This window comes from Streptomyces sp. NPDC005263, assembly GCF_042872365.1.
Lineage (GTDB): Bacteria > Actinomycetota > Actinomycetes > Streptomycetales > Streptomycetaceae > Streptomyces.
This window is the reverse complement of the sequence record NZ_JBIAKJ010000006.1, coordinates 147350-171254: the sequence shown is the minus strand read 5'-3', so window position 1 is coordinate 171254 and position 23905 is coordinate 147350. Positions and strand designations below refer to the sequence as shown.

Sequence of the window (23905 nt, the reverse complement as noted above, 5' to 3'; positions counted from 1 at the left end):
CAGGCTCGGCGCGGGACATATGACGAAACCCCGCCGTCTCTATAGCGCGGCTCACCGCCGGGGGCCGAAAGCCTCCTGCGCCGATCGCGCCCGGCGATGACCAAAAACAGTCCCTGCACGGTGAATCGGGAGGTGGATCTACTGGCCGGTAACTGTTCACAATGAAAGGCACACCTGGGGGGTGCGCGGTGAACCAGGGGGGTTCTACAGATGCAACAGGTGGTTTTCAGGCTTCTTGGGCCATTGGAGGTACAGCTCAAGGGCGCACCTCTCAGACTCGGAGGACCGCGGCAGCGCACCGTGCTGACGGTGCTTCTCCTGGCCGCCGGTCGTGTGGTCTCGGTCGACAGCCTCATCGACGCCGTGTGGCCGACGGGCGCTCCGACCACCGCGCGCAACCAGATCGCCATCTGTGTGGCCGCGTTGCGCAAGGTTTTCAAGGAAGCAGCCGACGTCAACGACCTGATCGTGACCTCGCACCCCGGATACATGGTCAACCCTCACGAACACCGCATCGACGTCGTGGACTTCGAGGAGCAGGTGAGCCGCGCCCGCGAGATCGCCCGCAGCGGCCAGACCGTCGAGGCCTGTGACGTCTTCGAGGAGGCCCTCTCCCTCTGGCGTGGCCGGGCCCTGGACGGCGTGATCGGTAACCGGGTCGAGCAGGAAGCCACCAGGCTTGAGGAGCTGCGGCTGGACGTGGTCGAGGAATACGCCGGACTGCGGCTGCAACTCGGCCGCCACCACGCCCTGCTTCCCGAACTGTCCGGCCTGGTCACGGAACATCCACTGCGTGAACAGGCCAGGGCCCATCTGATTCTGGCCCAGTACCGGTCGGGACGGCGGGCCGAGGCCCTGGCCGTCTTCCGGGAAGGCCGGCGCCTGCTCGTGGAGGAACTGGGCATCGAGCCCGGGCCGGTCCTGCAGGGGCTGCACGACCTCGTGCTCCAGGACTCGCCCGAACTCACCCAGCCGCCCGCCGACCCGACGCCCGCTCCCGCCTCCAACGTGCCGGCCCAACTGCCCGTCGAGTCAGCCTCGTTCACCGGCCGCGGCAAGGAACTGAGCGCGCTGGACCGGATGCTGGACGAGCGGCTCGGTCAGTCGCCCCTGACCATGGCGGCCATCAGCGGCATCGGCGGCGTCGGCAAGACCGCGCTCGCCGTCCACTGGGCGAACCAGATCGCCGCCCGCTTCCCCGACGGGCAGCTCTTCACGGATCTGCGCGGCTACGACGAGAAGGACGAGCCGGTCTCCCCCGCCACCACGCTCGACCGCTTCCTGCGCGCTCTCGGGGTGCCCGCGCCGCAGATCCCCGCCGACCCCGGCGAACGCGCCGCGCTCTACCGCAGTGTGCTGGGCGGCAAGCGGGTGCTGATAGTCCTCGACAACGCCCGCTCGCTCAGGCAGATCCGGCCGCTGCTGCCCGGCAACGGCCGCTGCTGTGTGCTGATCACCGGACGCGACCTCATGGACGACCTGCTCGGCGACTACGCCGTCCTGCAGATCGGGCTCAACGCGATGGCCGCGGGGGAGGCGACCGCCCTGCTCGCCGGGATCGCCGGGGAGAACCGGATCAGCGCCAACCCGGCCGCCACCGCGCGGCTGGGTGTGCTCTGCGACCGGCTGCCACTGGCCCTGCGGATCGCCGGCGCCCGGCTGGCCGCCAAACCGCATTGGTCGGTACGGAGTCTGGTCGCCCGGCTCGAGGACCAACGGCGGCGGCTGGACGAGCTGAGCCCGGGCGAGGGCGGCGTGCGCGCCGGCTTCCAGCTGAGCTACCGGGATCTGCCGCCCGCCGCCCAGTTGCTGTACCGGCGGCTCGGGCTGCTGACCGTGCCCGACTTCGCCGCCTGGGTCGGTGCGGCCCTGCTCGACACGGACACGGTGGAGGCCGAGAACCTCATCGAGCAGTTCGTGGACGCCCAGCTCCTCGAGGTCGTGTCCACCCCCGGATCCGCCATCCGGTACCGCTTCCAGGATCTGCTGCGGCTGTTCGCCTGGGAGCGCGCGCAGGCGGAGGAGAGCGCGGAGGAGCGCGGAGCGGCTTTGGAACGGGCGTACGGCGGCTGGCTGACGCTGGCGGACGCGGCGCGCCAACGGGCATACGGCGGCAACCACTCGGTGGTGTACGGACCGGTGCAGCGGTTCGCGCTGCCGCCTGAGCTGGTGGACGAGCTGCTGGACGACCCGATGGCGTGGTTCGAGTCGGAGCGGACCGCGCTCGCCGATGTCATCGGCCAGGCGTCCGGAACCGATCGTTCGGCGTACGCCTGGGGCCTGACCGTCAACAGCACCACCCTCTTCGAGGCGCACAACTACCTGGAGGACTGGCGGACCTGCGCCCAGAACGCGTTGGCCGCGGCGGAGCGCACCGGGGACCGGCTCGGCGAGGCGACGATGCTGCGCTCGCTGGGAACGCTGGCGATCTACCAGCGCCAGTACGAGGAGGCGAAGGCATGGCTGCTGCGCTCACTGACGCTGTTCGACGCGTGCGGAGAGGTGCACGGCCGGGCTGTGACGCTGCGCAACCTGGCCCTGTGTGCCCGCTTCTCCGGCGATCTGGACGAGGCCGCGCTCGGCGCCCAGGAATCTCTGGAGGGTTTCCGTCAGACCGGTGACATCGCGGGCGAGTCCCATGTCCTGGGGCTGCTGGCACAACTCGCGTTGGAGCGAGGAAACGTGCCTGTGGGCATCGCCCTGTGCTCGGAGGCGATAGCCAAGAGCCGGGAGGCCGGGTCCGTACGGGGCGAGACCCAGAACACCTACCGGCTCGCGGAGGCCTTGCTGCGGCAGGGCGATCCCGCCGGGGCACAGGAAGCCTGCTACAAGGTGCTGACCCTCACCCGCGAGGAGGGCGACCGGCTCGGCGAGGCGCACGCCCTGCGCGGGATCGGCGAGGCCCGGTGGCGGCAGGGCCGCTCGGAGGACGCGCAGACCGTGCTGCAACAAGCTCTGGAGGTGGCGAAGGAGGTCGAGGACCGCTTCCTCCAGGCGAGGATCGAGGCGGACGTCGGCTGCGCCCTGGCCGTCCACGGCACCCCCGACGCGGCACACCGGCTGCTCGCCGCACGTGAGGTGTTCGACGCGCTGGGCGCGCACATCTGGCGGGACCGGATGGACCGCGCGGTGGCCGTGGTGGGCGCGCCGGGTGCCCGGCCGATCGCGGCCGAGGAGCTGGCGCTGATACTCGAGGGCTGACCCGGCACGCGCGCGGTGCCCGAGTCCGCCGTGAACGGCGGCCTCGGGCACCGGAAGTCTGCGGGGAGGATCAGGTCCACGGGACCTCTCCGTCCGTGATACCGCCGATGGCCCCGAGGGCCAGGTCGAGCAGACCGGGCACGGTACGGGTCCACGGGACCTCGCTCTCGGTCGTGTCCCGCACGGCGACGGTGGTGTGCTCGCTTGCCGCTGCCTGGCCGGCCGTTCCCAGCGTCAGGCCGAGGCCCGCGACCATGGTGACGAGAACGGCTGCAAGACCAGTACGGGTGCTGCGCATCGATTTATCCTCCGGTGTTTTGAATCCGTGCGGCGCCGCTGCGGTGCGACAGGAAGAACGCTAAGGACGGGCCTTATTGCGGCGATGTTGCTTCGATTTCGGCCCCGCCCCGCCGTCCGTCGAACGCGGCCCACCGGCCCGGCACCGGCTGTCTCCAGGACGGCCCGCACCACCGCGTACACGCGCGGGGCAGCACGTACAGCTGCGCCTATAGCTGCGTCATAGAAGCGGCACCGAGCCTGGGGAATCGAGCTGACACCCCGCCCGGAAGAGGGACCTCACATGACCGGCGCCGCCGCACGCGTCCAGAAAGTCGTCGTCCTCGGTGGCGAGACGGCCGGCTGGATGACCGCCGCCTACCTCGGCAAGGCCCTGCAGGGCACGGTGGACGTCACGGTCCTGGAGGCCCCGGCGCCGCCACGGGTCAGCGTGGGCGAGGCCACCGTCCCGAACCTGCAGCGCGCCTTCTTCGACTTCCTCGGCGTCAACGAGGACGAGTGGATGCGCGCGTGCGACGCGAGCTTCACGATGGGGACGCGGTTCGTCAACTGGCGTACGGACGGCGCGGGCGCGGCGGGCGCCCGCGAACTCCCGGCCGGCGGCGCCGACCACTTCTACCACCCCTTCGGCCTGCTGCCCGACTACGACCGGACGCCGCTGTCGCAGTACTGGTTCAAGCGGCATCATGACGGCGCCACGACGGAGCCCTTCGACTACGCCTGCTTCCGCGAGCCGCCCCTCATGGACGCCATGAAGTCCCCGCGCTGGCTCGACGGCCGCCCCGCCACTCGCTACGCCTGGCACTTCGACGCCCACCTCTTCGCGGACTTCCTGCGCCGCTTCGCGACCGAGAAGCTGGCGGTGCGGCGCGTCGAGGACGAGATGACCGGCGTCGCCAGGGACAGCCGCGGCCATGTGTCAGCCCTGCACACCACGTCGGGCCGGGTGCTGGACGCCGACCTCTTCGTGGACTGCTCCGGCTTTGGCGGTCTGCTGATAAACCAGGCCCTGGGAGAGCCGTTCATCGACATGAGCGACCGCCTGCTGTGCGACAGTGCGATCGCCACGGCCGTGCCGCACGACGACGCGGCCCACGGCGTCGAGCCGTACACCTCGGCCATCGCGATGCCCTCGGGCTGGGCCTGGAAGATCCCGATGCTCGGCCGCTTCGGCACCGGCTACGCCTACTCCAGCAGGTTCGCCACCCCACAGGAGGCCACCGGTGAGCTCTGTGAGCTGTGGGACCTCGACCCCTCGACGACGGAGTTCGAGCACGTCCGGTACCGGATCGGCCGCAACGAGCGCGCCTGGGTGAAGAACGTCGTCAGCATCGGCCCGTCCGCCGGCTTCCTGGAGCCCCTGGAGTCGACCGGCATCCACTTCATCACCGCCGCGCTCCACCTGCTCGCCAAGCACTTCCCGGACCGCGCCTTCAACCCGGCGCTCACCGACCGCTTCAACCACGAGGTCGCGGTGATGTTCGACGACACCCGCGACTTCATCCAGGCGCACTTCCACGGCGCGCCGCGCGACGACACCCCCTTCTGGCAGGCCCACAAGGAGCTGACGCTCCCGGAAACCCTCACGGAGAAGGTCGCCGCCTACCGGGCGGGCCTGCCGGTCCGCTCCCCCCACTCCGACGAGTCCACGTACTACGGCGAACTCGATGCGGACGCACGGCACTTCAGCACCAACGGCGGCTACTACTGCGTCCTCACCGGCCTGGGCCTGCTTCCGGACGCGCCGCTGCCGGCTCTGGCCCACAGACCCGAGTCGGTGGCCGGGGCTCAACCGCTCTTCGAGACCGTCAAGCGCCAGCAGCGCAATCTCCTGGAGACGCTCCCCAGCGCATACGACTACCTGCACCGGCTGCACGGCCTCTGAGCCGGCGTCCAGTGTCGTCTCCGCATACGTCGACGGCTACGCGGGATCCAGTACGGGCCGCGCGGGAAGCCCGCCGTTCTTCTCGCAGCGCAGTTCCTTGGCCATGGCCAGCGAGAAGGAGTGGGCCACGGTCGCGTAGGCGTCCTTCAACGCCTTGGTGTCGTCCTCGGGTTCCTTCGGCATGCCCCAGCGCTCCACGCCGATTACGACGTGGGCCGAACGCGACGAGTCGGACAACCTGGCGCTTGGTGAACACCTCATCACCCCCGAGCAGGACGCGCGTGCTGGATGTGCGGCCCTCACCTGGCCACCACAGCTCGATCGCGGTGATGTGGATCCCTCCCTCGACCAAGGCCTGCACGACAACGTGGTCGAGGGTCCAGGACGCCTTCGCCGAGTTCCGGCTCGGGCGCCGCACCACACGGGGCTCGCCCCAGTCGGGCAACGCGGCGAGCGCGTCGTCAAGCGTCGTGCCCAGGAGGATCGGCGCGACTCCGCGCGGCGGGTCGAGCACCAGATCCATTGCCAACCCTCACTCCTTCACATTGGTGCGCCAGTTTGGTGATGACTGTCGTCAATTTTGCGAAAGTGCACCGAGTGAATCCGCGGCCTTTCGCATGACGGTTGCACGGGATTCGAGCATCCAGGAATCGATGTGCGCGAATCCCGTGGAAGGCGCCGGGCGCTCTCCCTCCACTCCGGCCAACCCGGCAATGTGGGATGCGATCATCGACAGGACCTCCACATTCTCAAAATAGGAAGTATGCACCAGCGGCTGGACATTTGCCAGCTTTGCGCCATTCCCCGTGTCGCGCGAAAATCCATCCAGCGTCTCTTGTACCGCCACCTCACGCAAGAGTGAACCCGCACGTCCCAAGGAATTGCTGGCTTTCTGCTCCAACCGGTTCGAGAGGTACTCCGGCAGGCCGGACGGAGGATCCGCGACGGGTATCGGCCACGGTGATGCGTAGGCGAGAGAAAGGCCTGGTATGTCATTCCCCTGCACGGAATTCAGAAGAGTTCGATTTAGCACCTCGGACAATCGGGGCGCGATTAGTTTATTGAATGCGGAATAGATAACCTTCTTGACTGTATGGAAATCCAGTCTCGGCTTGTACGGCAGGCGAGGTATGAAGCCAATGACGAGATTCGACGGCCGGAGCTTCATCCGTGGCACGCGAAAAGGAGGGACGCGATTACCGAAGGTTTGGGGGTCTCGGTTTTTGACAGGCAGGCAAAGCCACCGATAGTCATAGTCGGGGCCGGTAATAGTATTTCGCAGCAGAAGTACAGCCTCGTCTGTTTCTGCCCACAGCCCCAGCCATCTGTCGTGGAACCGGGAAAAGCATCTGAGGCCCGCATCTTCTCGCAGTAAAACGGTGCTGGACAACTCCACCTGTGCATCCATGACTCCGGTAATGATCCTCAAGGTGAAGACAATGACTGCTATCGCCACGAGCAGGGCGCCATCTGGTCTATAAAGCTCATCGATGAACAGGCCAAGGACAACGTAAACAGGAATAATGTAAGTGGAGATTCCGAACAGTGCGGAGATGTTGTCGACCCAGTTCCAATAGCGCCTGCTGGAAGGCTTGACCGACAGGGTAAATTTCGCGCTTGACCACCCGCGAGAAAAAAATCTACTACTCGGCAGGAAGCGAAGAAAAGGGGTCCCCACCGTCGTCCAACTGGCAAGGCTTACTAGTTCAGCGAGTCCCCTTACATCCCTTCTTACGGATTCTCTTTGTTTCCAATATGCGCGACCAGGGGGCTCATAGACTGTCACCATCCCGTCCGATGGAACAACCTCATTCGACTCCAAGAGATTCCACAGGTCGCGAGAAATCTCATGCTCTGTTGGCTGGTCCACTATGACTTGGGCTGAAACCAGCGATTCCCAGATTATGGACCCGCCGTGACTGTGACCGACCAGATGATATCTTCTGCCGTCTTTTTCGAGCCTCATGAGCAGAGCGAGGAGTCTCACACTGGCGGCCAGGCGTTCTGACTGAGCGTTAGAGCCGCTCCAGTGGAAAAGGCGCACGTCGGCTTCTGGCAGGCTGACCGAGGGAGGCAGGTTCTCTTCCAGCCAGATCCAAGTACGACTCCCTCGCTGCCACCAGCGCTCACCAACGTCTTGTGCTGATTTATCACCGGCGAAAGTTCCGTGCACCAAAATGACTAGCTCGGTGGAGGCGGCGGACGAATTCCCAACCTCTTCGTGCGTCAGGTCCATGCACACAGTGTGGCCTGTACGCCCCAGGCAGGATGCGTGTTTTGAAGAATATGGACGATGCCCCGTAAACCTTGAACAGGCATGCGCCAAACTTGGTGTGCGCGCCGTGGTGACGGCAGCGGCGAGCCGCAAGGGCTGGGCAGTTCCCGGGGCTGAGCGAGCGTCAGTCGACAGCGGAGCGCCATGTCAGTGCGGCAGGTCCAGTTCGGCGCGTACGCCGTATTACCGACCGGCACCCGGTCCAGGACCTCCCACCGGTCGGCCAACGCGTCGACGAGGACGAGCCCCGCCCTCCGACGGCGGAGGTGTCCGGGACGGCGATCTCCCCGGCCCGGGGCGGGCGGCACTCGCCACGGGTGTCGGAGACTTCGATACGTAGGACGGGCGCGGGTCGGGGTGTGGGCTGGTCGTCGATGTCCGCGCGGGCGCCTGGTCCGGGGCTCAGGCGTGACGCCTCTTCCCCTCCGCGCAGCGTGAGCTGGAGCTCGAAGTCGCGCCCCGGTACGCGGCCGTGCGTGACGGCGTTCGCGGCCAATCGGCGACGATCAGGGCGGCGTTGTCGGAGACCGCCGATCCGTACGGGAAGCCCCAGCCGTGCAGCCGGTACAAGCGAGGTGCCGGGCGAGACGGGCGCCCAGCGGTGTGGAGCTGAACCGCTGGGTGAACATACGTACGGCAACTGGGGCTCGGTGGGGGACGGTTGACGGCATCCTGCCCGGCCCTGGAGCCGGCCGCCATCCGGGTCGGCTCCCTGGGCATCAGGGAACTGAACGACCGTCTCAACCACCGCTTCAAGGTGCTCAACAGCGGCTACCGGGACTCCCCTTCGCGGCACCGGACGCTTCAGGCCACGCTCGACTGGAGATGGAGCCTGCTCGGCCCCCGGGAACAGACGGTGCTGCGGCGATCATCGGCCTTCAGTGAGGGGTGCGGCCTGGAGGCCGCCGAGGACGTGTGCTCCGGCGGCGGTATGCCCCGTGCCGACGTCCTCGACGCGCCGCGCCTGCTCGTGCAATCCTTCGCCGTGCGGACCGAGGGCCCGAGCGGGCCCCGTTACCAGCTGCTGGAATCCGTCGCGGCCTGCGCGCGTGTGGCGGAGTGCCCCGGCGTACACCCTCAGCAGTACATCAGCCGTCCCTGACGCCGCCTGACGGAACCCACGGGACGCCAGAAGCCCTTTGCCGCAGGCTCCCGCACCGCCCAGCACTCCACATGACACGTCATCGGAAGGGCGTCACGAGAGGCGAACACACCAAGCATCAGTCGTCGGCGGTGTCCTGGAGCACCTCGCAGGTGTTCTGGAATTCCTCCATCAAGCGGGTGGCCTCGACGACCAGGACACCGTACGGGCGGGAGACGTCCGCGAGGGGCAGCCCGTACTCCTCCGCGGCGTCCAGAACCTTCTGCAGCGCCTTCTGCGCGAGAGTGGCCAGTTCACACAGCTCCTCGGCCTGGTCGGCGAGGGTGTCGCTGTCGATTTCCGCGATGACATGAGCGATGTCGCGCAGGTGCAGGGCGAAGTCGGCATATGCCTCAAGGACGGGGGTGTAGGTGTAGGTGCTCTCCGTCTCGCGCCATCTGCCGAGGCTGCGGGTGAGGGACCCCAACTGGTAGACGGCACGCTCCATGGCGTCCAGGGTCCGACGGTAGCGGCCGAAGGCCAGATGGCCGCGGTTGGCGGGCAGCAAGCGCCGGGGGTTGAACGGCAGGCTGTTCTCCGCCGCGTTCATCCCGGCACGCGCCTGCCCGACCGCGCGCTGCCCGCGCTCCCCCGCCGCACGCCAGTGCTCAGCACGCTCGACATCGATTTCGCCGCTGCCCAGGCCGTCCGCCATGTCGTCCAGCAGCGATTCCATCGCAGCGGCCAGGGTGCGCAGGCCCTGCTCGGCACTGTGATGGCGCAGCGGCGGTGCGATGCACAGGTTCACCATCAGGCCGAGGCCGCAGCCGACGAGCACGAGAAGAATGATCTGCCCGAGTTGGAGGGCCCTGTCGGCATTCGTGGTGGCTGCCGCGTAGGTGGAGAAGGCGAAGAACGCAGCCGTCGCGACCTGGGAACCCTGCTCTCCCAGAGCCGGCCACTGCGCCAGCGTCAACGCGATGAGAGCGACGACGACGAAGGCGAACAGGTCGGGGCCGGCTGTGAAGCCGATCGCCGCCTGGACGGCCACTCCGATGATGACCGCGGCGACGTAACGCAGGCTCTGCCACACGGACTTGTAGATCGTCACGTTCATGACCAGCACCGAGGAGAAGGGGGCGAACGCCGGCGACTGCGCGTTCAGCAGATCGTGCGCGATCCACCACGCCAGCGTCGCCGCCAGCGCGCTCTTTCCGACCAGCAGGGCTGTGCTGCGCTCATGCCCGGGCGAACTCCACGCGCGCTCCGCCCATACCCAACCGCTCCGCACCCGCCATACCCAACCGCTCCGCACCCGATCCACCACGCGCTCTTGCTGCCCTCTCTGTCGCCGGTCCCGCGAGTCAAGGACTGGAACAGGACGCATACCCCAACAGGTTCTGTCAAACAGGGGTGAACCTCACGCCGTCCTCACGGCATTGTGAAGGGGGTGGGCCCGGCCGTCCCAGGCCGGGCCCACCCCCCTCGGACACACGCGCCACTGCGCCTGGTGCGGCGCCGCTCCCTGTCGTCCTCAGTCGACGGTGCGGGTCACCACCGGTACCACCGACCCTTACGTCCGCCGCTCGCGGCGGGCCGGACCACAAATCCCAGCAGCCACACCACCAGCACGATGACGGCGATCCACCAGAGAGCCTTCAGCGCGAAGCCCGCACCGAAGAGGATCAGAGCCAGAAGAAGAACGAGAAGCAGGGGAACCATTGTCATCAACCTCCTGGCCGACGGATGCTCTTAACTCGCACTCACAAACACATAAAAGTCGCGTTTCTTTCACGGCTTGGGGGGCATGGCGCCGCACTGTGGAATGCCCCCTCCCACGTCGGCCATGCAGCCTGGGAGGGACCGGACGAAGAAACGTGATGTCGATGACACGGGAGCGTGAGCGGACCATGACCGCCAACGGTCCTCCGCGCCATCGGACCCGGGCGGTGCCGCACCGCATGGCACGGTGGTGGTTCGAGGATGGAGGGTGAGAGCATCCCCGTCATGGACGATGCAGACGGTCACACGGTTCGATGGTGGGCGGCGTTGCGCCGGACGCCGGTGACTGTCTGGGACGACGACATCACGGACTGGGCCGCCGCGCTGACCTACTACGCGGTCCTGGCCCTGTTCCCGTTACTGCTGGTGCTCCTCTCGATCCTGGGTCTGACCATGCCCACGGCCAAGCCGGATGTCATCGACCGCATGACGCAGGCCGCCCCGGCCGCGTCCCGCGCTCTGCTGCTCAGCACCCTGCGGCAGATGTCCGCACAGGCGTCAGCGGCATGGACGCTGATCTTCGTCGGAGGGGCTGGAGCCCTGTGGTCGGGATGCAGCTATCTGAGCGTCTTCCGCCGGGCGTTGTACGCCATGCACCAGACCAGCGCGAACCGGCCGGTCTGGCGTACCGCTCCCCGCATCGTCGCCACGGCCCTGGCCCTGATCTCCCTGCTCCTCACGTCGACGCTCTCGTTGGTGCTCACCGGCAGTCTGGCCGGACGTCTGGGCCAGGCTCTCAATCTGGGTACCGGACCGCGGGTCACCTGGGACACGCTGCGATGGCCGGTCGTGGCCGCGGTCGCCGTGGCCCTGGTGCTCGTCCTGTACAGGTCAGGGCCGCCATCCTCCCGCCCTGTCAGGAGGATGGCGCCCGGCGGCGCGTTGGCGGTGGTGCTCCTGATGACCGTCTCACTCGGATTCGCCGTCTACACCTCCCATGTCAGCACGTATGACCGTCTGTACGGTTCGCTGGCGGGCGTCGTGGTCCTCCTGGTCTGGCTGTGGCTGTCCAACCTGTCCCTCCTGGTCGGCGCTCAGTTCAACGCAGAGCTGGCGAAACCTGTGCACGGCGAATGTGTCGGTCTTCCCGCACCTGCGGGCGGCCGCCCGTAGTCGTCGGCCGGTTCGCTGGCGCTCACGCCGTTGAACCGCAGGAAGACACGCATGGCGAGCCAGGCGGTGCGCTCGTTGCGGTCGATCAGCACGTGATTGCGGGCGACGGAGTGCAGCAGTGCCGCAGCCTTCTCATGCAGCGCGGGATACAACTCGTCTCCGAACACGTTCGTCCGGGGGCGCTCGATCGCCGACACCAGAAGGCCCATGTCACGCACGCTGTGCTCGGTACCGTTGACCGTGCGGGCGATTGCCAGGATCTCGTCGATCTGGATGTGGCGCACGTCCGTCACTTCAGGTGGCCCAGGATCTCCGCATCGCTGTCCATGAGCTCGGCCAGAACGTCATCGACCTTCAGCTCGGCCCGGTTCTGGGCGTCACGGATGGCCTCAATGGCAAGTTCCTGTTTGCTGCGGCCCTCCCGACGAGCCCGCTCGGTGAGCTTCGCGTCAAGGTCGTCGGGGAGTCGGAGTGTCATCGCCACGCCGTCTTGATACCGGACTGGTATCAAGACCGCAGGGTGACAGCAGCCCCTCGGCTTCAGACCACGTCGGCGAGAGCGTGAGGCCGAGATGGCAACTCGCACCGCTGCTGGGGAGGCGAAGCGGGACGCACGTACCGGAGTCCCTGCCCGAGCCGACAGAACCGGTCCGCGCGGCCCGGGCCCGCCTACCGGTGGCTCGCCGGCTCCGACGGCCGGTGGATCGGGCCGGTGATCTGGGTCAGTGGCCGACCCGTGCCGTGGTGGGCCTGGGCGATGATCTCCGCGGTGATGGAGACGGCCGTCTCCTCGGGTGTGGAGGCTCCGAGATCGAGGCCGATGGGGGAACGCAGCCGGGCCAACTGCTTCTCCGTGACGCCCTGCTCGCGCAGGCGGCGCATGCGCGCGTCGTGGGTGCGCCGGGAGCCCATGGCCCCGACGTAGGCGACGGGCAGGTCGAGTGCCAGGCGCAGCAGGGGGATGTCGAACTTGGCGTCGTGGGTGAGGACGCATAGGGCGGTGCGTTCGTCCACCTCGGTGCGTTCCAGGTAGCGGTGGGGCCAGTCGACCACCACGTCGTCGGCGTGCGGGAAGCGGGCGGGAGTGGCGAAGACGGGGCGGGCGTCGCAGACGGTGACGTGGTAGCCCAGGAAGCGGCCGGCCTGGCTGAGGGCCGCGGCGAAGTCGACGGCACCGAAGACCAGCAGGCGCGGCGGGGACGCATGGACATGAACGAGGACGGACAGCCGTTCGGGGCATTCGTCTGCCTGCCCGCCGATGTCGATGCGGACGGTGCGGCCCGCCCGCAGCAGGGCCCTGGCCCGGTCGGCCACGGCCCGGTCCGCCGGGCCGCCGTCCACGCGCCCGTGGGCGACACGGCCGCCGCCGAGCACGCTCAGCGTGGAGCCGAGGAGGCGCTCCGGGCCGTCCACGACCTGTGCCACGGCGGCCGGTCGCCCTTGAGCGATCGCGGCGAGGGCCGTGAACAGGTGCGGCTGGGCTGCGGGATCGACGCGCTGGACGAGGACGTCGAGTTCGCCGCCGCAGGTCAGACCGACGGCGAAGGCGTCGTCGTCGGAGTAGCCGAACCAGGCCCGCCGCGGGGTGCCCCGGTCACGGAGCACCTGCCGGCACACCTCGTAGACCGCTCCCTCGACGCAGCCTCCGGAGATGCTGCCGACGGCGTTGCCGTCCTCGTCCACCGCGACCGACGTACCGACCGGCAGAGGGGCGCTGCCGTGCACGCCGACGACGGTGGCCAGGGCGAAGGGGCGTGCCTCGCGGCACCAGCGGTGCAGCGTGTCCGCGATGTTCAGCATGGCGGTTCTCCATGTCTCCATGGCAGGGCCAGGGTCGGAAGGTGAGCGGGCCGCCGCCACGACGCGGGGAAACGTCACGCGGCGGCGGCCCCGGGAGGTCCGGCAGCCGGACGGGGGGCAGGCTGCCGGACGAGCGGTGTGCGCACCGTCGGCCCGATGGCATGGATCAGAGCAACGCCTCCGCGGTGATGGGCAGTTCGCGGACGCGGCGGCCGGTGGCGTTGAAGACCGCGTTGGCGATGGCGGGCGCCACCCCGATCATCACGAGCTCGCCGAGACCCTTGACTCCGAGCGGGTCGGCCTCACGGTCCTCGCCGTCCAGGTAGATCGCCTCGAGGTCGGGGATGTCGGCGTTGACGGGGACGAGGTAGTCGGCGAGGTTGGCGTTGACGATGCGTCCGTCGCGGTGGTCGGTGGCGGTGTGCTCCAGCAGGGCTGTGCCGATGCCGCCGACCATGCCGCCGAGGGCCTGGCTGTCGGCGAGCTTGGGGCTGATGATGCGGCCCGCGTCGTACACGCCGAGTACGCGCCGGACCCGCACCAGGCCCAGGGTCGCGTCGACGGCCACTTCGGCGAAGGTCGCGTTGTAGCCGTAGAAGGAGTGCCGCTCCGGGCCCGACGGCGGGGCGAAGGAGCCGTCCGCTTCCAGGTGGGTGCGGTCGTTGCGGGCCATCAGCCGCCGGTACGTCTCCCCGCGCGCGGGATCGTTCTTCATGTGCAGTCGGCCGTTGCGTACCACGACGTCCTCGGCCGGCACGCGGTACAGCGGCGACTCGCGGTCCCCTACGGCCAGTTCGATCGCCTGACGGCGGACCTTGTCGCAGGCGTCGAGGGTGGCGGAGCCGACGCTGGCCATGGTCATCGACCCGCCGTGCGGTGGGGTCGGCGGGTAAAGAGAGTCCCCCAGCCGGAAGGTCACCGTGCGCACGGTCAACCCGAGTGCGTCGGCGGCGACCTGAGTCTGCGAGGTGTACGTGCCCGGGCCCATGTCGGTGGCGGCCGCCTCGACCAGCGCGGTGCCGTCGGCGTCCAGACGAGCCCGGGCCCGGGCGGGCATGCGGGCGGTGTCGTAGACGCCGGCGGCCATGCCCCTTCCGATCAGCCAGTCCCCCTCACGCGTCGCGCGGGGCCTGGGGTCGCGGCGATTCCAGCCGAACTCGCGTGCGCCGACCGCATAGCACTCGCGCAGCCGGCGGGTGGAGAACGGCAGCCCGGACGACTCGTCCTCGTTCGGCTCGTTGCGCCGGCGCAGTTCGATCGGGTCGACGCCGAGCTTGTGGGCGAGTTCGTCCATGGCCGACTCGATGACGAAGGAGGCGGTCTGGAAGCCGGGGCCTCGCATGTACAGCGGCGTGGGCAGGTCCAGCGGCACCGTCCGGTACCTCTGGGTCACGTTGGGCATGCTGTAGAGCATCTGCCCGGCCGCCAGGACGGACTCGGTGAACGTCTCGTACGACGAGGTCTCGGCGTCCAGCTCGTGCACCGCGGCGGCCAGCCGGCCGCGCCGGTCACTGCCGAGGCGCAGGTGGTACGCGTACGAGGGCCGGAAACCGGTCCCGAGGTACATCTGCTTGCGGCTCAGGACCAGCTTGACGGGACGCTTCGCCTCACGGGCGGCCAGCGCGGCGACGACCACGTGCGGCCAGCAGCGCAGCGCGGTGCCGAAACCGCCGCCGACGAACGGTGAGATGACCCGCACCGCGTCCGTCTCCAGGCCGAACACCGCGGCGAGTTCGGTCTGTGTGCCCACCACCCACTGGGTCTTGTCCCACACGGTGAGCTGGTCGCCGTTCCAGCGGGCGATGGTGGCGTGCGGCTCCATCGGGTTGTGGTGGTTGCGCGCCGTGCGATACGTCAGGTCCAGTCGTACGGCCGCCGCGCGCAGGGCGGCTTCGGCGTCGCCGCGCGCGTAACGGGTCGGCTCGTCCGGCTCGGCCTCGGTGAGGTCGGTCGAGGACCGTTCGGCGTCGTAGCCGACCTTGACCAGGCTCGCACCGTGCTGTGCGGCCTCCAGGGTGGTGGCGACCACGACGGCGACCGGCTGGCCGTGGAAGCGGACGCGGTCGTCCTGGAAGACGCGGAGTCGCCGGCCGGGCGGGTTGTTCGACCCGGAGTTGTCGCGGTACGGCAGCTTCGGCGCGTTGCGGTGGTGGATCACCTTCAGTACGCCCGGAAGGGCTTGGGCGGCGGCGCTGTCGATCGACGTGATGCGACCGCGGCCGATGCTCGCGTCGACGATGACGGCGTGAACGGAGCCCTCGACCTCGTGCTCGGCGGCGTACAGCGCCTGTCCGGTGACCTTGAGCCGGCCGTCCACCCGGGACAGTGGCGCACCCACGGCTGCCTGCGGCTGGGGGCTCACTTGGTACCTCCTACGACGCGCAGCTGGCGTTCGACCGTGCGCTTGAGCAGCTCGACCTTGAAGCGGTTGTGCTGAAGAGGACGGGCGCCGTCCGCCGCCTTCGCGGCAGCGGCCGACCAGAGAGCCCCCGAGGGGCGTTCACCGACAAGGTGCTGTTCGACGGCGGGCAGCTTCCAGGGCACCGTGCCCACGCCCCCGGCGGCGACTCTGGCCTCGCGGATCACCCCACCGCGTACGTGCAGCGCGACGGCCGCCGACGTCAGGGCGAACTCGTAGGACTGCCGGTCACGCACCTTCAGATAGCCGGACCTGAGCGGGCGCGGGAGGGCGGGTATCTCCACTGCGGTGATCAACTCACCGGTACGCAGCGCCTGTTCGCGATGTGGGGTGCTACCCGGCCGCAACAGGAAGTCCACGAAGGGGACTTGGCGTGTTCCGTCCGGGCCCAGCAGGTGCACCCGTGCCTCCAGGGCGGCGAAGGCCACGGCGGCGTCGGAGGGGTGCGTGGCCACGCAGGCGTCGGAGGTCCCGAGGATGGCGTGGGTGCGGTTGACGCCGTGCAGGGCGGCGCAACCGGAGCCGGGCTCGCGCTTGTTGCAGTCGGCTGTCACGTCCCGGAAGTACGTGCACCGGGTGCGCTGCATGATGTTGCCGCCGATGGTCGCCATGTTCCGCAGCTGGGCCGACGCGCTCAGCTCCAGCGCCTCGGAGACGACGGGGTACAGCGTGCGCACCTTGGCGTGGGCGGCGGCCTCGGACATGGTCACCAGGGCGCCGACGCGCAGGCCCCCGCGCTCGGTGACGGTGATCTCGCCCAGTGGCAGGCCGGTGATGTCGACCAGGGTCCCGGGGCGTTCGACGGTCTCCCGCATGAGGTCGACCAGGGTGGTGCCCCCGGCGATGTAACGCCCGCCACCGCGACCGGCGTTGAGGGCTTCACGGGTGTCGGAGACACGGGTGTAGGAGAAGGGATGCATGGCGGCCGATCCTCACTTCCGGCCCGCGGTCTGCTCCACCGCGCGCACGATCTTGACGTAGCAGCCGCAGCGGCAGATGTTTCCGCTCATCCACTCCCGGATCTCCTCCGGCGAACCGGCGTGACCCTCTTGGACGCAACCCACCCCGGAGACGATCTGCCCCGGTGTGCAGTAGCCGCACTGGAAGGCGTCCTCGTCGATGAACGCCTGCTGCAACGGGTGGAGTTGATCGCCCTCGGCCAGGCCCTCGATCGTGGTGACCTCGGCTCCCTCCAGACGCACCGCGAGCGTCAGGCAGGCGTTGACCCGGTGGCCGTCGACCAGCACCGTGCACGCACCGCAGGCCCCGGCGTTGCAGCCCTTCTTCGAGCCCGTCAGCCCGAGATGCTCGCGCAGCAGGTCCAGCAGCGAGGTGCGGTTGTCGACCGTCACGCTTCGGCGGGTGCCGTTGACTGTCAGGGAGACAGGGCTGGACGGCGGCCTCTCGGCGGCTGCCGTCTCTTCCGCGCCGATGAGGGAGGTCCCTGCGACGACGCTCCCCGCGACGACCGCGCCGCCGACCGCGGTACTCGTGGCGATGAAGGTGCGCCGAGTGGGCGCCGGGGAGGACTCGCCTGCTCCGGTGGGGGGTGGAGCGGTGGGCTCGGGGAGTTCAGTTGACATACGTACGCCTTCGTATCGCTGACGGATCGGCCGTACACATCAGCGGGACGCGAGAGTGGATCGTCGTCACCGCGGGGAAGCCGGCACCGCGCGCTCTGGCAGCGGCTACCGGTCACCTGGGGAGTCTTGCACCACCGGCAACGCTCGTGGCAGGGAGACTTTCCTCCCCCCTTGAAGCTCCGTCAGAAGTGACTGACCGGCGTCATCGAGGGCACGTGCGCGCGCTGCGAGGCAGGCGGCAGTCCCCGGGACGCCGTGACGTCCTGAGCGAGCCCCGGATGCGCGTGGGAGGGGCCGGGGCTACTGGGCGCGGGTGCGGCGGCCGTTGTACTGCTGGTCGGTGACCGGCTCCGCCCACGTGGTCTCGGGGGTGCCGTCGCCCGTGCCCTCCCACAGGGCGATGTGCTCCATGAACCGGTCGGGGACGGCGCCGTGCCAGTGTTCCTCGTCCGGCGGACACGCGACGGTGTCGCCGGGGTGGGCCTCGAAGACGGTGCCGTCCCGGGTGCCGATCAGCGCGATGCCGGAAACGACGTGCAGGGTCTGGCCCACGGCGTGGGAGTGCCAGTTGGTGCGGGCGCCCGGCGAGAAGCGGACCAGGTTGGCGCGCATCCTGGACGGGGCCTGGCCGGCCACGATGACGTCAAACCACACGTCGCCGGTGAACCAGTCCGCCGGGGCCTTGCTGCTGGGCTGCGGCTCGATGAATTCCATGGTGTCTCCACTCTCCTTGCTGCGTGGGCTGTCGTCAGCGGGCGACGTAGCCGCCGTCGACGGGGAGGGCGACGCCGATGACGAAGCCGGCTCCGGGGCTGCACAGCCACAGGACGGCCTGGGCGATTTCCTCGGCGGTGCCGAGCCGGTTGACGGGCTGGTTGGCTTCGGCCTCGGCGCGGTCGAGTTCCCCCTTGGCGATCATGTCGCTGACCATGGGGGTGTCGATGGTGCCGGGGCAGACGGCGTTGACGCGGATGCCGCGCGGGGCGTATTCGAGGGCGGCACTCGTGGTCAGGCCGATGACTCCGTGCTTGGAGGCGTGGTACGAGGCGCGGCCTGGGAGGCCGACGAGGCCGCCGAGGGAGGAGCAGTTGACGATGGCGCCGCTGCCCTGTGCACGCATGTGCCGCAGCTCGTGCTTCATGCAGGCCCAGACGCCGCGCAGGTTGATGGCGTTGACGCGGTCGAACCTCTCGGCGGGTTCGTCGGCGGCGTCGCTGGGCGGGATCTGGATGCCGGCGTTGTTGTAGGCCATGTCGAGGCGGCCGAAGGTCTCGACCGTGCGGTCGACGGCGGCGGCGACCTGGTCCTCGTCACTGACGTCGCAGGTGAGGGCGAGGGCTTGGTGGCCGGCGTCGGTGAGTTCCTTCGCGGCAGCGTTCAGGGCCGCTTCGTCGATGTCGGTGAGGGCGACGGCGGCTCCGGACTGGGCGAACGCGCGGGCGGTCGCCAGCCCCATACCGGCGCCGGCCCCGGTGACGAGGGCGACCTGGCCGGTGAAGTCGTAGCTGGGATTCACGGGGTGTTGCCCTTTCAGGTGAGGAGATGGGGCGGCACGACTGATGTCAGGGGTGCCGGGATGAACTGCGGTGGCACGACGCCTTGCCGCGACGCCGTCGGACGGTCCGGCCGCCGTCGACGACCACGCTTGCTGGTACGTCGTCGGCCGTACGCGGATCCAGGCTTGAGTCAGCGCTGCGACGACACCTGCGCGGGTTCGTCGCGTCGCCGCTGCGCGGGAGCGCCGCTCCGGGCCACGATCCGGCCCTGGTGGGACGGGCCGTGGACGGCGAGGGCGATCAGGGGCAGCAGCGTGAGGGCGGCGATGACGGTGCCGACCAGGGGCGGGCCGGTCAGGCCGAGGGAGGACTCCAGGGCCGTACCCGCGATCGCCGAGCCGGCGGCGATGCCCGTGTTGAAGGCGGAGGTGGTCAGCGCCGAGGTGAGCGTGGGGGCGTCGCCCGCGAAGCGCATGGCGAGGGCGGTGACCACCGGGTTGACCGTGAAGCCGGTCAGGCCCATGAGGAAGACCAGGAGGGTCGCTGTCACCGGGTTGCCGGAGAGCGGGATCATCAAGAGCAGGACCAGAGCCGTGGCCGCGGCGGCCGTGATGGTGGTGACCGTAGGACGCCGGTCACCCAGGCGGCCTCCCGTGGTGGTACCACCCAGGGCGCCCACTCCGAACGCGATGAGAACGAGCGGTACGGCGCCCGCGGGGATGCCCGCGCGGTCGGTCAGCAGCGGCGTGACATAGGTGTACGTCGCCAGCACACCGCCCATGATCAGCATCGCGGCGGCGAGCGCCAGCCACAGCCGGCCCTGACGCAGAGCCCGGACCTCGGCCCGGATGGACACCTCGGCCCGCTGCCGGGCCGGGATGAAGCGGCCGATGAACACGGCGGCGAGCCCGGAGAGGACGGCCAGGGCCCAGAAAGGTCCGCGCCAGCCGGTGAGCTGGCCGGCGAAGGAGCCGACCGGCACGCCGACGACGTTGGCCAGGGTCAGCCCGCCGATCATGACGCCCGTCGCGCGGGTGGCGTTGTGCGGGCCCGCGGCGGTGGTGGCGACGACGAATCCGACGGACCAGAACGCTCCGGTGGCCAGCGCGGTGACGACCCGGGCGGCCAGGACGATCGTGAAGGACGTGCTGAGGGCGGCGACCAGATGTCCGAGGCAGAACACGGACAGGGCCAGGATCAGCGTCCGGCGCTGCGGAAGGCGCAGGGTCGCCATGGCCATGGTCGGCGCTCCGACGATCATGCCGATGGCGAAGGCGGTGATCAGCAGACCGGCGTGGGAGACGCTGACGCCGAGGTCACCGGCCAGCTCCGGCAGCAGCCCGGCGACGACGAACTCGGTGGTCCCCATCAGGAACGTGCCGGCGGCGAGCACCCAGACGACGAGGGGGAGCTTGCCGGGGGTGGTCCCGGACGCGGAAGGCATACCTGTGGTCACTCCTTGAGTGGAAATCGGTGGATCATGGTGACTGCGGAAGCCGTCACGGCGGACAGTGCACGGCGCGGCCACGTCTTCGAAGGTCCCATGCAGCGAACCGGACGAAAAGGGGAGAATCTCCTCCCCCCTTCCTGCACGAGCGAACGGTGGGGCGGGTCAGGGCGCTGCTTCCATGGTGATCTCGTCGGCGGTGGCGAGCCGCTCGGCGCCGCCGTCGGATGTGCCCGAGGATGACCAGGCCGGTCGCGTACGGGGCGTCGCGGTAATAGGTGGCGAGCTGGTTCCAGGGTGCGTAGTACGCCAGGTCACCGACCTCGGGATCGGCGCCTTCCGGGGCGCCGGAGGTGGACAGCTCCCGGGGCAGATCGGCGATCTTCTCGGCCTGGTTGAGGTCGCGCAGGGAGAGGGTCAGGGGGAGCTGTGCGGCGAGGTCGCGGGCGGTGGGGCTGTCGTTCAGGGTGGCGGCGACGGGGTGGCCGTCGAGGGTGAGCCGGATGTTCATCGCGGTGGTCCTGCCGGTCGGTGCGGTGGCTGCCGGGGCCGTCGAAGCCTGCGGGGTCGCGGACTCGGAGGCGGAGGAGGGCGGGGAATCGTCGGTGCAGGCGGTCATGACCAGGAGCAGGACGGCGGCCGGGCCCACGCGGGCGAGAGCCCGGAGAGGGGCGGGGTTCACAAGGTCGTCCAGTGGCTAGTCGGGCAGGGGCTCGGCGTAGTGGCGGAAGCCGTCCCGCCTGACGTGCATGTCGTACAGGCGCTCGGCCAGCACGTCGGGGCTGCTGTGCTCGGCGTCGGGCCGGATGGCTCCGGGGATGATCAGCTGGGCGGCGTGGATGTTCTCCGGGGCGAGCGCGTCGTGGAGCATGCGGGCGTAGGCGCTCTCGGCGGCGAAGGCGATCGAGGTGCCGGCGACCTTCGGGTTGGGACGTACGGCGCTGGAGCCGTTGACGAACAGCAGGGTGCCGCGGCCGAGTTCGCGCATGCCGGGCAGGACGGCGTTCACCGCGGTGACGGGGCCCTTGACGGAGAAGGCGAGCGGGGCGTCGAGGTCGTCGGCGCCGGTGTCGAGGACCGGCTTCATGAAGGGGGCCTGGGGCACGGGGCTGTACTGGAGGATCTCGATGGGCGCCAGGTCGGCCGCGGCTGCGTACAGGGCCGCGGTCAGGGACTCGATGTCGAGGACGTCGGCCGGGTAGCCGCGCGCCTGGATGCCGTCACGGGCGAGGTCGGCCGTCAGGCCGTCCAGCTTCTCCGCGTCGCGGGCGATGAGGGCGACGGTGTGGCCGGCGGCTCCGAAGCGGCGGGCGGTGGCCAGCCCGAGACCGGGGCCGGCGCCGACGAGGGCGAAGGTCGTCATGGGCAGTCCTTGCGTGAGCGGGGGTGGTTGCCGGTCCTGTGGCCGCACCTCCTCGGTGTGGCCCCGGGTGTGGACGCGTCCGCGCTCAGGGCTTGAGCAGGGCTTTGACGGCGCGGCGCTCGTCCATCGCCCGGTAACCCTCGGCGACCTGGTCCAGGGACAGAGTGAGGTCGAAGACCTTGCCCGGGTTGATGCGGCCGGTCAGCACGCGGTCGATCAGGTCGGGCAGGTAGCGGCGCACGGGGGCGGGACCGCCGCGCAGACCGACGTGGGAGAAGAACAGCTCCTGGCCGTCGACGGCCACCTCGTGCGGGACGCCGACGAAGCCGACGTTGCCGCCGGGGCGGGTGGAGTGCAGGGCCTGCCGCATCGAATCCGCGGTGCCGACGCACTCCAGCACGCTGTCGGCGCCGATGCCGCCGGTGAGGTCCTTGACGCGGGCGATGCCTTCGTCGCCGCGTTCGGCCACGATGTCGGTGGCGCCGAACTCCAGGGCGAGCTTCTGGCGGGACGCGTGACGGGACATGGCGATGATCCGCTCCGCACCCAGTTCCTTCGCGGCGATGACACCGCACAGGCCGACCGCTCCGTCGCCGACCACTACCGCCGTCGAGCCGGGTTTCACCTCGGCGGCGAGGGCGGCGTACCAGCCGGTGCCCATCACGTCGGACACGGCGAGCAGGCTGGGCACCATCTCGGCGTCCGGGTGCTCGTCCGTGGCGACCAGGGTGCCGTGGGCGTTGGGGACGCGCACGTAGTCGGCCTGGCAGGTGCTCATGAACTCGCGGTTCAGACAGGAGGACTGCCAGCCGTTCACGCAGTTCACGCAGGTGTTGTCCGAGGTGGCGAAGGAACCGACCACGAACTGGCCCGGCGCGACGTTGGTGACCTCGCTGCCGACCTCCTCGACGATGCCGACGTACTCGTGCCCCATGGGGTGCGGGTCGCCGACTGGCTCGAGGCCGCGATACGGCCACAGGTCCGAGCCGCACACACAGGTGGCGACCGTACGGATCACCGCGTCGGTCGACTCCATGACCTTCGGGTCGTCGAGGTTCTCGAAGCGCACGTCGCCGGGGGCGTGGATGACTGCTCCGCGCATGGGGATGCTTCCTTCGGTGCGGGGATCGGTGAGCCGCAGCCGTCGTGAGGAACGACTGCTCACGGTCGAGCCTCACACGCGAGGGCGGGCGCAAAAAGGGGAGAGAAACATCCCAGGAGGGAAACTTCCGGGGAGGAAATTCTCCCCCCTTACGCAGGTGCGATCGATGTCATCCTGGGAAGCATGACCGCCAAGGTTCCCCTCAATGAGCTGGGAGAATTCCTCAAGAAGCGCCGTTCCGAGCTGAGCCCGCGCACGGTCGGACTGCCCGAGACCGACAGGCCCCGCCGGGTGCAGGGGCTGCGCCGCGAGGAGGTCGCCCAGCTCGCCAGCATCAGTACCGACTACTACACCCGCCTCGAACAGGGCCGTATGCAGGCGTCGGCGCCCGTGCTGGACGTCCTCGCCCGGGTCCTCCACCTGGACGACGACGAGCGCGGCTACCTTTTCCAGCTCGCGGGCAAGACCACCACCCGCACCCGGCGCCGCGGCCGGCAGAAGGTCCAGCCACAGTTGCAGCGGGTCCTGGACGACCTCACCGCCACTCCGGCCATCGTGCAGGGCCGGCGCGGGGACATTCTGGCCTGGAACGCGCTGGCCGCCGCCCTGGTCACCGACTTCTCCCGCCTCGCGGAAAGGCACCGCAACTACCCGCGGATCATCTTCACCGACCCCGCCATGCGCACCCTGTACGCCGACTGGGAGGGCTCCGCGCACATCGCCGTCGCCCAACTGCGCATGGAGGCCGCGAAGTATCCGGAAGACCCGCGCCTGATCGAGCTGGTCGGCGAACTGTCCCTGCGGGACAAGCAGTTCGCCCGCTGGTGGGGCGAACACCACGTCGCCGCCCGCACCGTGGGCACGAAGACCCTCAACCATCCGGTCGTCGGCGAACTCGTCCTGGACTGGGACACCCTCACCGCCAACACCGATCCCGACCAGCATCTGACCGTCTGGACCGCCGAGCCCGGCTCCCCCACCCACGAACGACTGCGCATCCTGGCCTCCTGGGCCTCCGACCAGGACCTACCGGCCTCCTCCCCCGTCCACTGACCGCGACC

The 23905-nt window shown here is 69.4% G+C and carries 21 protein-coding genes and 2 pseudogenes; 5 read left to right on the top strand and 18 right to left on the bottom strand.

Translation table 11 applies throughout. The features are described from left to right. The first annotated feature begins 210 nt into the window (after positions 1–210). Positions 211–3201, top strand: coding sequence for a BTAD domain-containing putative transcriptional regulator (locus tag ACFYRY_RS26870; RefSeq protein WP_389150691.1), 2991 nt, complete (start codon positions 211–213; stop codon positions 3199–3201). Between the two features lie 70 nt (positions 3202–3271). Here ACFYRY_RS26870 and ACFYRY_RS26865 read toward each other — a convergent pair whose 3' ends face one another. Beyond that, positions 3272–3499 (bottom strand): hypothetical protein, encoded by a 228-nt coding sequence (locus tag ACFYRY_RS26865; protein WP_389150688.1) that lies wholly within the window; start codon positions 3497–3499, stop codon positions 3272–3274. Positions 3500–3781: 282 nt separating this feature from the next. On the opposite strand from ACFYRY_RS26865, the gene ACFYRY_RS26860 reads away from it, so the two are divergent. Next, a complete protein-coding gene (locus tag ACFYRY_RS26860; RefSeq protein ID WP_389150685.1) occupies positions 3782–5383 on the top strand; it encodes a tryptophan halogenase family protein in 1602 nt (533 codons plus the stop codon). A gap of 36 nt (positions 5384–5419) precedes the next feature. On the opposite strand, the pseudogene ACFYRY_RS26855 reads toward ACFYRY_RS26860, so the two are convergent. The 3 genes and pseudogenes from ACFYRY_RS26855 to ACFYRY_RS26845 form a co-directional block, all read right to left on the bottom strand. Further along, positions 5420–5605, bottom strand: a pseudogene (locus tag ACFYRY_RS26855) (hypothetical protein); the annotation flags it as partial. 352 nt (positions 5606–5957) lie between these two features. After that, positions 5958–7619, bottom strand: a complete 1662-nt coding sequence (locus ACFYRY_RS26850) for a hypothetical protein (RefSeq protein ID WP_389150683.1) — start codon at positions 7617–7619, stop codon at positions 5958–5960. Between the two features lie 186 nt (positions 7620–7805). After that, positions 7806–8287 (bottom strand): annotated as a pseudogene (locus ACFYRY_RS26845) (ATP-binding protein). A 32-nt stretch (positions 8288–8319) separates the two neighbouring features. On the opposite strand from ACFYRY_RS26845, the gene ACFYRY_RS26840 reads away from it, so the two are divergent. Further along, complete coding sequence (locus ACFYRY_RS26840; RefSeq protein ID WP_389150680.1) at positions 8320–8760, top strand: hypothetical protein; 441 nt, start codon at positions 8320–8322, stop codon at positions 8758–8760. Between the two features lie 118 nt (positions 8761–8878). Here ACFYRY_RS26840 and ACFYRY_RS26835 read toward each other — a convergent pair whose 3' ends face one another. Then, positions 8879–10030: an aromatic acid exporter family protein gene (locus tag ACFYRY_RS26835; protein WP_389150677.1), complete on the bottom strand. Its 1152-nt coding sequence runs from the start codon at positions 10028–10030 to the stop codon at positions 8879–8881. A gap of 260 nt (positions 10031–10290) precedes the next feature. Beyond that, on the bottom strand, positions 10291–10461 hold the full coding sequence (locus ACFYRY_RS26830; protein WP_389151634.1) for a hydrophobic protein: 171 nt from the start codon (positions 10459–10461) through the stop codon (positions 10291–10293). A 285-nt stretch (positions 10462–10746) separates the two neighbouring features. Here ACFYRY_RS26830 and ACFYRY_RS26825 point away from each other — a divergent pair, with 285 nt between their 5' ends. Further along, complete coding sequence (locus ACFYRY_RS26825) at positions 10747–11634, top strand: YihY/virulence factor BrkB family protein (RefSeq protein ID WP_389150674.1); 888 nt, start codon at positions 10747–10749, stop codon at positions 11632–11634. Here the strand turns inward: ACFYRY_RS26825 and ACFYRY_RS26820 are convergent. The 12 genes from ACFYRY_RS26820 to ACFYRY_RS26765 form a co-directional block, all read right to left on the bottom strand. Beyond that, on the bottom strand, positions 11556–11927 hold the full coding sequence (locus ACFYRY_RS26820) for a type II toxin-antitoxin system death-on-curing family toxin (RefSeq protein ID WP_389150671.1): 372 nt from the start codon (positions 11925–11927) through the stop codon (positions 11556–11558). The genes ACFYRY_RS26825 and ACFYRY_RS26820 overlap by 79 nt on opposite strands. Continuing rightward, entirely contained in the window at positions 11924–12118 is a 195-nt protein-coding gene (locus ACFYRY_RS26815; RefSeq protein WP_389150669.1) for a ribbon-helix-helix protein, CopG family, read from the bottom strand. The genes ACFYRY_RS26820 and ACFYRY_RS26815 overlap by 4 nt, the downstream gene beginning before the upstream one ends. 185 nt (positions 12119–12303) lie before the next feature. Continuing rightward, entirely contained in the window at positions 12304–13434 is a 1131-nt protein-coding gene (locus tag ACFYRY_RS26810) for an XdhC family protein (protein WP_389150666.1), read from the bottom strand. 166 nt (positions 13435–13600) lie between these two features. Continuing rightward, entirely contained in the window at positions 13601–15796 is a 2196-nt protein-coding gene (locus ACFYRY_RS26805; RefSeq protein WP_389150663.1) for a xanthine dehydrogenase family protein molybdopterin-binding subunit, read from the bottom strand. Further along, positions 15793–16773, bottom strand: a complete 981-nt coding sequence (locus ACFYRY_RS26800) for an FAD binding domain-containing protein (RefSeq protein ID WP_389150660.1) — start codon at positions 16771–16773, stop codon at positions 15793–15795. The genes ACFYRY_RS26805 and ACFYRY_RS26800 overlap by 4 nt, the downstream gene beginning before the upstream one ends. Positions 16774–16785: 12 nt before the next feature. Beyond that, positions 16786–17436, bottom strand: coding sequence for a 2Fe-2S iron-sulfur cluster-binding protein (locus ACFYRY_RS26795; RefSeq protein WP_389150657.1), 651 nt, complete (start codon positions 17434–17436; stop codon positions 16786–16788). Between the two features lie 300 nt (positions 17437–17736). Further along, positions 17737–18150, bottom strand: a complete 414-nt coding sequence (locus ACFYRY_RS26790) for a cupin domain-containing protein (RefSeq protein WP_389150655.1) — start codon at positions 18148–18150, stop codon at positions 17737–17739. 34 nt (positions 18151–18184) lie between these two features. After that, positions 18185–18952, bottom strand: a complete 768-nt coding sequence (locus ACFYRY_RS26785) for an SDR family NAD(P)-dependent oxidoreductase (RefSeq protein WP_389150652.1) — start codon at positions 18950–18952, stop codon at positions 18185–18187. Between the two features lie 170 nt (positions 18953–19122). Next, positions 19123–20376 carry an MFS transporter gene (locus tag ACFYRY_RS26780; protein ID WP_389150649.1) on the bottom strand — a complete coding sequence of 418 codons (1254 nt, stop codon included), beginning with the start codon at positions 20374–20376 and terminating at the stop codon, positions 19123–19125. 55 nt (positions 20377–20431) lie between these two features. After that, positions 20432–21061, bottom strand: a complete 630-nt coding sequence (locus ACFYRY_RS26775; RefSeq protein WP_389150647.1) for a cyclophilin-like fold protein — start codon at positions 21059–21061, stop codon at positions 20432–20434. 15 nt (positions 21062–21076) lie between these two features. Further along, entirely contained in the window at positions 21077–21742 is a 666-nt protein-coding gene (locus tag ACFYRY_RS26770; protein WP_389150645.1) for an SDR family NAD(P)-dependent oxidoreductase, read from the bottom strand. Positions 21743–21827: 85 nt separating this feature from the next. Continuing rightward, positions 21828–22844 (bottom strand): zinc-dependent alcohol dehydrogenase family protein, encoded by a 1017-nt coding sequence (locus tag ACFYRY_RS26765; RefSeq protein ID WP_389150642.1) that lies wholly within the window; start codon positions 22842–22844, stop codon positions 21828–21830. Between the two features lie 183 nt (positions 22845–23027). On the opposite strand from ACFYRY_RS26765, the gene ACFYRY_RS26760 reads away from it, so the two are divergent. After that, positions 23028–23897: a helix-turn-helix domain-containing protein gene (locus tag ACFYRY_RS26760; protein ID WP_389150639.1), complete on the top strand. Its 870-nt coding sequence runs from the start codon at positions 23028–23030 to the stop codon at positions 23895–23897. Positions 23898–23905 lie beyond the last annotated feature (8 nt).

Excerpts from the sequence above, each read along its gene's own strand:
- ACFYRY_RS26860 (WP_389150685.1), top strand. The coding sequence starts at position 3,782 with ATGACCGGCGCCGCCGCACGCGTCCAGAAAGTCGTCGTCCTCGGTGGC.
- ACFYRY_RS26770 (WP_389150645.1), bottom strand. The coding sequence starts at position 21,742 with ATGACGACCTTCGCCCTCGTCGGCGCCGGCCCCGGTCTCGGGCTGGCC.
- ACFYRY_RS26800 (WP_389150660.1), bottom strand. The coding sequence starts at position 16,773 with ATGCATCCCTTCTCCTACACCCGTGTCTCCGACACCCGTGAAGCCCTC.
- ACFYRY_RS26765 (WP_389150642.1), bottom strand. The coding sequence starts at position 22,844 with ATGCGCGGAGCAGTCATCCACGCCCCCGGCGACGTGCGCTTCGAGAAC.
- ACFYRY_RS26790 (WP_389150655.1), bottom strand. The coding sequence starts at position 18,150 with ATGGAATTCATCGAGCCGCAGCCCAGCAGCAAGGCCCCGGCGGACTGG.
- ACFYRY_RS26850 (WP_389150683.1), bottom strand. The coding sequence starts at position 7,619 with ATGGACCTGACGCACGAAGAGGTTGGGAATTCGTCCGCCGCCTCCACC.
- ACFYRY_RS26865 (WP_389150688.1), bottom strand. The coding sequence starts at position 3,499 with ATGCGCAGCACCCGTACTGGTCTTGCAGCCGTTCTCGTCACCATGGTC.
- ACFYRY_RS26795 (WP_389150657.1), bottom strand. The coding sequence starts at position 17,436 with ATGTCAACTGAACTCCCCGAGCCCACCGCTCCACCCCCCACCGGAGCA.
- ACFYRY_RS26825 (WP_389150674.1), top strand. The coding sequence starts at position 10,747 with ATGGACGATGCAGACGGTCACACGGTTCGATGGTGGGCGGCGTTGCGC.
- ACFYRY_RS26830 (WP_389151634.1), bottom strand. The coding sequence starts at position 10,461 with ATGGTTCCCCTGCTTCTCGTTCTTCTTCTGGCTCTGATCCTCTTCGGT.
- ACFYRY_RS26870 (WP_389150691.1), top strand. The coding sequence starts at position 211 with ATGCAACAGGTGGTTTTCAGGCTTCTTGGGCCATTGGAGGTACAGCTC.
- ACFYRY_RS26810 (WP_389150666.1), bottom strand. The coding sequence starts at position 13,434 with ATGCTGAACATCGCGGACACGCTGCACCGCTGGTGCCGCGAGGCACGC.
- ACFYRY_RS26780 (WP_389150649.1), bottom strand. The coding sequence starts at position 20,376 with ATGCCTTCCGCGTCCGGGACCACCCCCGGCAAGCTCCCCCTCGTCGTC.
- ACFYRY_RS26760 (WP_389150639.1), top strand. The coding sequence starts at position 23,028 with ATGACCGCCAAGGTTCCCCTCAATGAGCTGGGAGAATTCCTCAAGAAG.